This is a genomic window from Bacteroidota bacterium, assembly GCA_030706565.1.
Classification (GTDB): Bacteria; Bacteroidota; Bacteroidia; order Bacteroidales; family JAUZOH01; genus JAUZOH01.
On record JAUZOH010000183.1, the window covers coordinates 1 to 7,690 of the forward strand.

Consider the following 7,690-nt stretch of genomic DNA (forward strand, 5'->3'; position numbering starts at 1 on the left):
ATAATTTGCAGCCGAGGTAAACGCCTGCATTTCGGCATGTGCCGTGACGTCATTCAACATCTCTGTTAAATTGTGCGCCCGGGCAATAATCTGGTTTTGCAAAACCACCACTGCCCCGATGGGGATTTCATCATCTTCCAAAGCCTTCTTTGCTTCCTTGAGGGCTTCCTTCATGAAATATTCGTCGGAGAATATCTTTTCGTTCATGCTTAAAGTATTACTTTTGTAAATTCTTGCTAATTTCGCAAAGTTAAATTAAAAGATATGTACAGAACAAATACCTGCGGAGAATTAACGCTGAAAAATGTAAACCAGGAGGTAACCCTTTGTGGATGGGTTCAACGGTCGAGAGATTTAGGTGGAATGACTTTTATCGATTTGCGCGACCGTTACGGGATTACCCAGCTGGTATTTAACATGGAAACCAATACTGAGCTCTGCAACCAGGCTAGAAAATTGGGCAGGGAGTATGTTATATCCGCTACCGGGAAAGTCATGGAACGCAGCAATAAAAATCCCAACCTGTCTACCGGTGACATAGAAATTGAGGTTAAAAAGCTTGAAGTTCTTAATGCTTCTGAAATTCCGCCTTTTACCATTGAAGATAATACCGATGGCGGCGACGAAATCCGGATGAAGTACCGTTATCTTGATTTACGCCGTCAGAGTGTTCGGAAAAATATTGAACTGCGCCATAAAATGGCCCAGGAAATCAGGAAATATTTGGATGAACAACATTTTATTGAAATAGAAACTCCTGTTTTGGTTAATTCTACCCCGGAGGGTGCCCGTGATTTCCTGGTACCTTCGCGGATGAACCCCGGGCAGTTTTATGCTTTGCCCCAATCCCCGCAAACTTTAAAGCAGTTGCTTATGGTTGCAGGCTTCGACCGTTACTTCCAGATCGTCAAATGTTTCAGGGATGAGGATTTGCGTGCCGATCGTCAGCCCGAATTTACTCAGGTTGACTGTGAGCTGTCATTTGTCGAGCAGGAGGATATTCTCAATATTTTTGAAGGTTGGGCCAAACATCTTTTTAAAGTTATTTTAAATATTGAATTTGATCAACCTTTCCTTCGCCTGCCTTATTCAGATGCAATGAATTTTTACGGGTCGGATAAGCCTGATCTGCGTTTCGACATGAAGATTCATGATCTTACTCAACTGGTCAAAGGCAAAGGGTTCGGAGTATTTGACAACTCCGAATATATCGGGGCCATTTGTGCAAAGGGTTGTGCAAATTATACCCGTAAGCAGCTTGATGAACTTACTGAATTTGTTAAGAAACCTCAGGTTGGTGCCAAAGGGCTGGTTTATGTGAAATTGAATGAGGACGGTACCGTAAAATCATCGGTTGATAAGTTTTATTCTCCGGACGACTTGAAGAAATGGGCTGAAGCGCTTGGCGCATCAAATGGCGATTTGTTACTCCTGCTTTCAGGTGTTCAAAAAACAACCTTGGTTGCTTTGGGTGTTTTAAGGCTTGAAATGGCCGACAGGCTTGGCTTGAGAGATAAAAATAAATTTTTCCCCTTGTGGGTGGTTGATTTCCCGATGTTTGAGTGGAATGAAGAAGATCAAAGGTTTTATGCCATGCATCATCCGTTTACTTCGCCCAAAGCTGAAGATATTTCAATTTTTGAGACTAATCCTGCTGCTGTTCGCGCCAATGCTTATGATATGGTGATCAACGGTGTTGAAGTCGGCGGCGGTTCTATTCGTATCCACGACAGGAATTTGCAGCAGAAGATGTTCAATGTCCTGGGAATTTCTCCGGAAGAAGCACAAGTTAAATTTGGGTTCCTGATGAATGCCTTCCGCTATGGTGCTCCTCCTCACGGTGGTATTGCTTTTGGGCTGGACAGGTTGGTTTCCATGTTTGCAAAACTTGATTCGATCAGGGATGTAATGGCTTTCCCGAAAAACAATTCGGGCCGTGACGTCATGCTGGATACTCCTGGCGTAGTAGCCGATGACCAGTTAAAAGAGCTGTCTATCCAGGTAAATATTAAAAAGTAAAAATTGCACATTAACCGGATGGAATACCGGATTTCTGTTGAAACAATGGGAAATGTAGAATTGTGAGTGGGATTAGATTTTATAAGTATTTGAAGAAAGAGAAATAGCGATGCTACAGATTGATAATACCATAATTAGTTTTGATGTGTTGGAGAAGAGGTTTGTCTGTGACCTGAAAAAATGCATGGGTGCCTGTTGTGTTTATGGAGATGCCGGTGCTCCTTTGGAAACAGAAGAAATCAATTTGCTTAAGGAACATCTTGATGATATTAAGCCGTTTTTAAGTAAAGAGGGTATTGCATCCATTGAAACTAATGGACTATATTACGTTGATGTGGATGGCGACCAGGTTACATCACTGATTAACGAACACGAATGTGCTTTTACGGTTTTCGAAGAGGGAGTTGCCACTTGTGGCATAGAAAAAGCATACGAGGCGGGGAAAATCAAATTTCAAAAACCTGTTTCCTGCCATCTTTACCCGATACGGATAGATAAATACAAAGATTTTGAGGCCGTTAACTATCACAAGTGGGATGTTTGTAAGGAAGCATGCAAACTGGGCAACAAACTTGATATTCCGGTTTATGTTTTCCTGAAAGAACCTCTGATCCGCAAATACGGGAAAGATTGGTATGATCAGCTTGATTATGCGGCCAAACACTTGTCGCAGGAAGAACAAAATCAGAGGATCAGGTAATAAGAAACAATTCATTCTCAAATAACAGAAAAGCCGGAGCAATCAATGTTTGCCCCGGCTTTTCTGTTATGGGAATTTTATTAGATCGTTTCGATAATTCTTAATTTGGCAAACTTAAGCAACAGCTGCTTTTGTCCGGCATTTTGGAAAAATACCGTAGCTTTAATATTGGGCGCTGTTCCTTCGAGGTTAAGTACCTTACCCACGCCAAAGCGGTCATGTTCTACTTTCATTCCAACCTGGATCATAGAAGCGTCGGCACTTTCCATGTGATCATTTTGTTGGTTCTGATGCCTGGCTTCTTTCATGTTGATCAGTTTTCTTGGAATGGTAACCGCAGGGGCACCTCCGGCAGCTTTCTGAAAGGTTTTTTTCTCAAATTTTGTTCTTGAACCTTCATCTCCCTGGTAACTTTCATCTTTCGGTTCGAAACCACTTCCGGATTCAACGAAATTGTCATCTTCCGGTAATTCCAGAAAACCAGGATCAATTTCACCGATAAAGCGACTTGCCGTACAATTTGTAGGTGTTCCCCATTTATAGCGGGTTTCAGCATAGGATATCGTGGCATTTACCTTGGCACGGGTGATGGCCACATAGAATAACCGCCTCTCTTCTTCTATTTCACTTTCAATTGTTGAGGAAAGGTGCGAAGGAAAGAGGTCTTCTTCAACACCGACAATATAAATGTTTTTGAATTCCAATCCTTTAGCAGAATGGATGGTCATCAGAGTAACCTTATTCTGGTCTTCCGATTTTTCTGTGTCCTGATCGGTAAGCAGGGCAACGTTTTCCATGTAGTGGTCCAGTGTGATTAAGCCGGCCTCAGGAGGAAAATCCGAGATAAAAGATTTTATACCGTTCATCAGTTCCTCCACATTTTCACACCTGCTCACATTTTCGGGTGTCTTGTCGAATTTCAGTTCGTTAAGAATGCCGGTGGTATTGGCAATAGTCAATGCAAAGTCATAAGCGTCCATGGTTTTTAATTTCTGAGAAAAATCAGAAATCAACCTGACAAACGAACTTAGTTTTGCCCTGGTGCCACGATTAATGTCGGAGGGGATGTTATCAAGGTTTACCAGTATTTCCCACATGCTGCATTCGGATTCTAAGGCGAGATTCTGAATTTTATTGATGGTTGTATCACCTATTCCTCTTGCGGGATAGTTGATTACTCTTTTCAATGCCTCTTCATCTTTGATATTGATGCTTAAGCGGAAATAAGACAGGAGGTCTTTGATTTCTTTACGCTGGTAAAACGATAATCCTCCATATATTTTATAAGGAATATTTTTCTTTCTGAGCGATTCTTCAAAGATTCTTGACTGGGCGTTGGTCCGGTACAAAATAGCATAATCTTCAAAATCAAAATGCTCGCTCATCCTGCTGTCCATAATGCTGTTGGCAATCAGAAATCCTTCTTCCCCATCAGTTTTTGCCCTTAATACCTTAATCTTTGAACCTATTTCATTTTTAGAAAATACATTTTTGGGAATTTGCCGTTTGTTATTGGCTATGATGCTGTTTGCTGCATCAACTATGTTTTGGGTAGAACGGTAATTCTGTTCTAGTTTAAATAGCTTATAATCAGGGTAATCATTCTTGAAGTTCAGGATGTTTTCAATTTTTGCCCCCCTGAATGAGTATATACTTTGCGCATCATCACCCACAACACAGATGTTTCGGTGTTTTTCTGCCAGTTTTTTTACAATAAGATATTGGGAATAATTTGTGTCCTGGTACTCATCCACCAGGATATAGTTGAAGTGTTTTTGATATTTTTCCAGTATTTGGGGAAAATCCCTGAAAAGAATGTTGGTATAAAGCAACAAATCATCGAAATCCATGGCATCAGCCTTTCGGCAGCGGTCGGTATAGGTTTTATATATTTCTCCCATTTGCGGCTTACGTGCGCCCTTGTCTCTTTCGTAAATCTCAGGCAAGGTTGAATAAACGGCCGGTACAATCAGGTTATTTTTTGCGGCAGAGATTCTTCCCAAAACATCCGAAACTTTGTAAATTTTATCGTCCAGCCCCATTTCTTTAACGATGTTTTTGATGAGGCTCTTTGAATCACTTGTATCGTATATGGTATAATTTGATGTAAAACCCAAGTTTTCAGCTTCCATCCTTAAAATTTTTGAGAAGATGGAATGGAAAGTGCCCATCCATAGATTTCTGGCTACATCATTCCCCACTATTGAGGCTATACGGCTTTTCATCTCTTTGGCGGCCTTATTGGTAAAGGTAAGGGCCAAAATTTCATGTGCACGTACACCCTGATTAAGTATATGTGCTATACGATAGGTTAATACCCTGGTTTTACCCGAACCTGCACCTGCAATGACCATTGATGCCCCCAGTATACATTCCACCGCTTCTCGCTGTGCATCATTTAATTCCTCTAAATATTGCTCCACAATTATATCCTCTTGAATTTTTTTCAAAAGTAATTATTGTATCTCTATCTCCGGTTATCGTTTTGACTTTTGTTGATAAAAATATGTTCAAAACTATAGTACATTCATTATATAATGATTAGGATTTGTTTCTGAAAAATGGAAATCAAAAATGGTAATGCCTCGTTTTTTTTATATACTTGTAAATATTTTTGTCCTAATAATTTTCATTTGATTTTTAAGTTTAAAATGTAAGATATAATTAGCAATGGGGAAATATGTTTAATCAACTTCGTATTTTTAGGTACTTACCAGTTTTATTCATAGCCTTGTTGGGCAACAGTATCCAGTTGATGGGGCAAATCGTGGCGCCCTCTGCAAGTTATGCGGATACTACAAGTTACAGCCATATTCCTCAGGATAAAATATATATATTTAATAATCTTCAGACAGGACAGACCGTAAGCGGAAGCCTGGAGGTAAATGCTTTACCCGCAACAGTTCCATGTAATTTCCGTTGGTCGAAGTTTGATTCGGTTAGTTATACCTTTTCTATACCTGTTAAATATGATACGGTTTCTTATTTTTCGGTTATCAGGAATTTGTCTTCCGGAGGCTATAAGGTAGAGATTACAAATGCACAGGGTCTGGACACTTTTTTTATTGCATGGGTTTATAACAACCGTATTGATCTGAATATTACCAATAAAAACACATTGGGGAAAATAAAATTGGGTAGTTTTACCTGTGAATATGTTGATATCAGATACAGTATTGCTGATTCCTCGTTTAAATATTATGAAGGCAAGACTCCGATAGTGTTTCAGCATGACCTGACACTTTCGCTTGTCTCCAACCCTCAAAGTACAGTACCGATTCCCAGTACTTTAAGGAATTATGTAAGAATCTGGTATCCACCTGCTGTTGATACCCATTACCGGTTGGAACTCAAAGATGGCTTTGGAAATACTAAAAGTGATGAAGTTCTTTATGAATCGATAAGGCCTTCGGCACGTTTTAAGGTTAAAATTACGGACAGTAAGGGAGTAACTCAGGAAACAGGTGTACTGCAGGGCGTTGACAGGGGCAGTGACTCTAAGCTTGAGGGGTCGGGTAAAATTTTGGCGGAATTTTCAAATAATTCTGTCAATGCCATTCAGTTTGATTGGGATTATGGGGACAGCCTAAATACTCAGGATCCCAGGACTGAAACTACCCAGGATTCTTTGCTTGGGACTTCTCATACTTTTTATTTTCCTGCTGATTATTATGTAAAAATGATCGCTCACAGTGAAGAAGGATGTGTAGATTCTGTGATGTCGCCTGCTATTACTGTAAAAGAAGCAGAGCTTGAATTTCCTAATGTGATTACGCCAAGTGTCAAAGATGGAATAAATGATTATTTCAAGCCTGTGTTTGAGACTATTCGTTCTTTTAAATTGTCGATTTTTGACCGTTGGGGTAAAAAGGTATATGAATATCATCATGATATCAATGATAAGGATTGGAAAGGTTGGGATGGAACGCTCATGGGTAGGGGTGACCGCTATGTATCGTCGGGCATTTATTTCTATGTGGTTGATGCAGAAGGGTATGGTGATATAAAACCCCCGACTTCGGGAGGAGGACAGAAGAAAGGCTTTCTATATGTCTTTTGAGAAAAATGAAAAACTTTAAATTTTTTTCATGCTTAAATAGTGTCTTTTACAGGGTTTTAGAAGGAAGAGTGAAAGGAATAGGGGAAAAAAAGGTAAGAAAAATTTGGAAAGAGAGGGAGAGTTGATACCTTTGCAGTCCCAAACAAAAACGAAAGGAAGTAGTTAGGGAGGAGTTCTTAGAATAGATGAAAAAAGTTGAGGGGTAAGTTCTTAGAGAGGGAAGAGGAGAGAGAAAAATTCATAAAAAGATTTGGAGAAAAGAAATAAGTGCTTACCTTTGCGGACCCTTACGGAAGTCTGAGATGACGGGGAAGAGCAGAGAGCGTTTAGAAATAAACTTTAAAAAAAGTTTTGGATATTAAAAATAAGCGCTTACATTTGCAGTCCCTTTTGGAAAGTAAGAATAGAGGGGGTTAAAGAAAGAGTAAACGAAAAAAACTTAAAAAAGTTTTGGAGAATAAAATAAAGAGTTTACCTTTGCACACCCTTTTGAGAGTAAGACAGGATAAGGGATAGAGAAGAAAAAAAGGTAAAAAAGTTTTGGTAAGTTAAAAAATAAAGTTTACCTTTGCAGTCCCAAAAGAGGGATGAAGGAATAGAATTTTTGTTTTGAAAAAATAGCTTGTTTAGCGGAATAAGTTAAGCAGGTAGAAGATATAAAGAATAAGTTCTTTGAAAAGATTGAAGAGATAGAAAAGGTAAGAAAGAAACACAAAACCTGAAATTTTGAGTAGTAAAGCTTGAGAATAAACTTGAACGTTTTAATACACTGGAGAGTTTGATCCTGGCTCAGGATGAACGCTAGCGGCAGGCTTAACACATGCAAGTCGAGGGGCAGCAAGGGTAGCAATACCTGTTGGCGACCGGCGCACTGGTGAGTAACGCGTATGCAACTTACCCTTAACAGGGGG

At 39.7% G+C, this 7,690-nt stretch carries 5 protein-coding genes and 1 rRNA gene; 4 read left to right on the forward strand and 2 right to left on the reverse strand.

The annotated features are described in order from the left end of the window. Positions 1-207: deaminase (locus Q8907_10135; GenBank protein MDP4274625.1), on the reverse strand; the 207-nt coding region annotated here is incomplete at its 3' end. A gap of 57 nt (positions 208-264) precedes the next feature. Here Q8907_10135 and aspS point away from each other — a divergent pair. Together aspS and Q8907_10145 are read left to right on the forward strand one after the other, a co-directional pair. After that, positions 265-2,019 carry an aspartate--tRNA ligase gene (aspS, locus tag Q8907_10140; protein ID MDP4274626.1) on the forward strand — a complete coding sequence of 585 codons (1,755 nt, stop codon included), beginning with the start codon at positions 265-267 and terminating at the stop codon, positions 2,017-2,019. Positions 2,020-2,128: 109 nt separating this feature from the next. After that, positions 2,129-2,719, forward strand: a complete 591-nt coding sequence (locus Q8907_10145; GenBank protein MDP4274627.1) for a DUF3109 family protein — start codon at positions 2,129-2,131, stop codon at positions 2,717-2,719. A gap of 80 nt (positions 2,720-2,799) precedes the next feature. Here the strand turns inward: Q8907_10145 and Q8907_10150 are convergent, their stop codons facing one another. Next, a complete protein-coding gene (locus tag Q8907_10150; GenBank protein MDP4274628.1) occupies positions 2,800-5,169 on the reverse strand; it encodes a 3'-5' exonuclease in 2,370 nt (789 codons plus the stop codon). 284 nt (positions 5,170-5,453) lie between these two features. On the opposite strand from Q8907_10150, the gene Q8907_10155 reads away from it, so the two are divergent. Both Q8907_10155 and Q8907_10160 read left to right on the forward strand, forming a co-directional pair. Further along, on the forward strand, positions 5,454-6,779 hold the full coding sequence (locus tag Q8907_10155; GenBank protein MDP4274629.1) for a gliding motility-associated C-terminal domain-containing protein: 1,326 nt from the start codon (positions 5,454-5,456) through the stop codon (positions 6,777-6,779). Between the two features lie 766 nt (positions 6,780-7,545). Further along, positions 7,546-7,690, forward strand: a 16S ribosomal RNA gene (locus Q8907_10160); the annotation flags it as partial.

Excerpts from the sequence above, each read along its gene's own strand:
- aspS (MDP4274626.1), top strand. The coding sequence starts at position 265 with ATGTACAGAACAAATACCTGCGGAGAATTAACGCTGAAAAATGTAAAC.
- Q8907_10145 (MDP4274627.1), top strand. The coding sequence starts at position 2,129 with ATGCTACAGATTGATAATACCATAATTAGTTTTGATGTGTTGGAGAAG.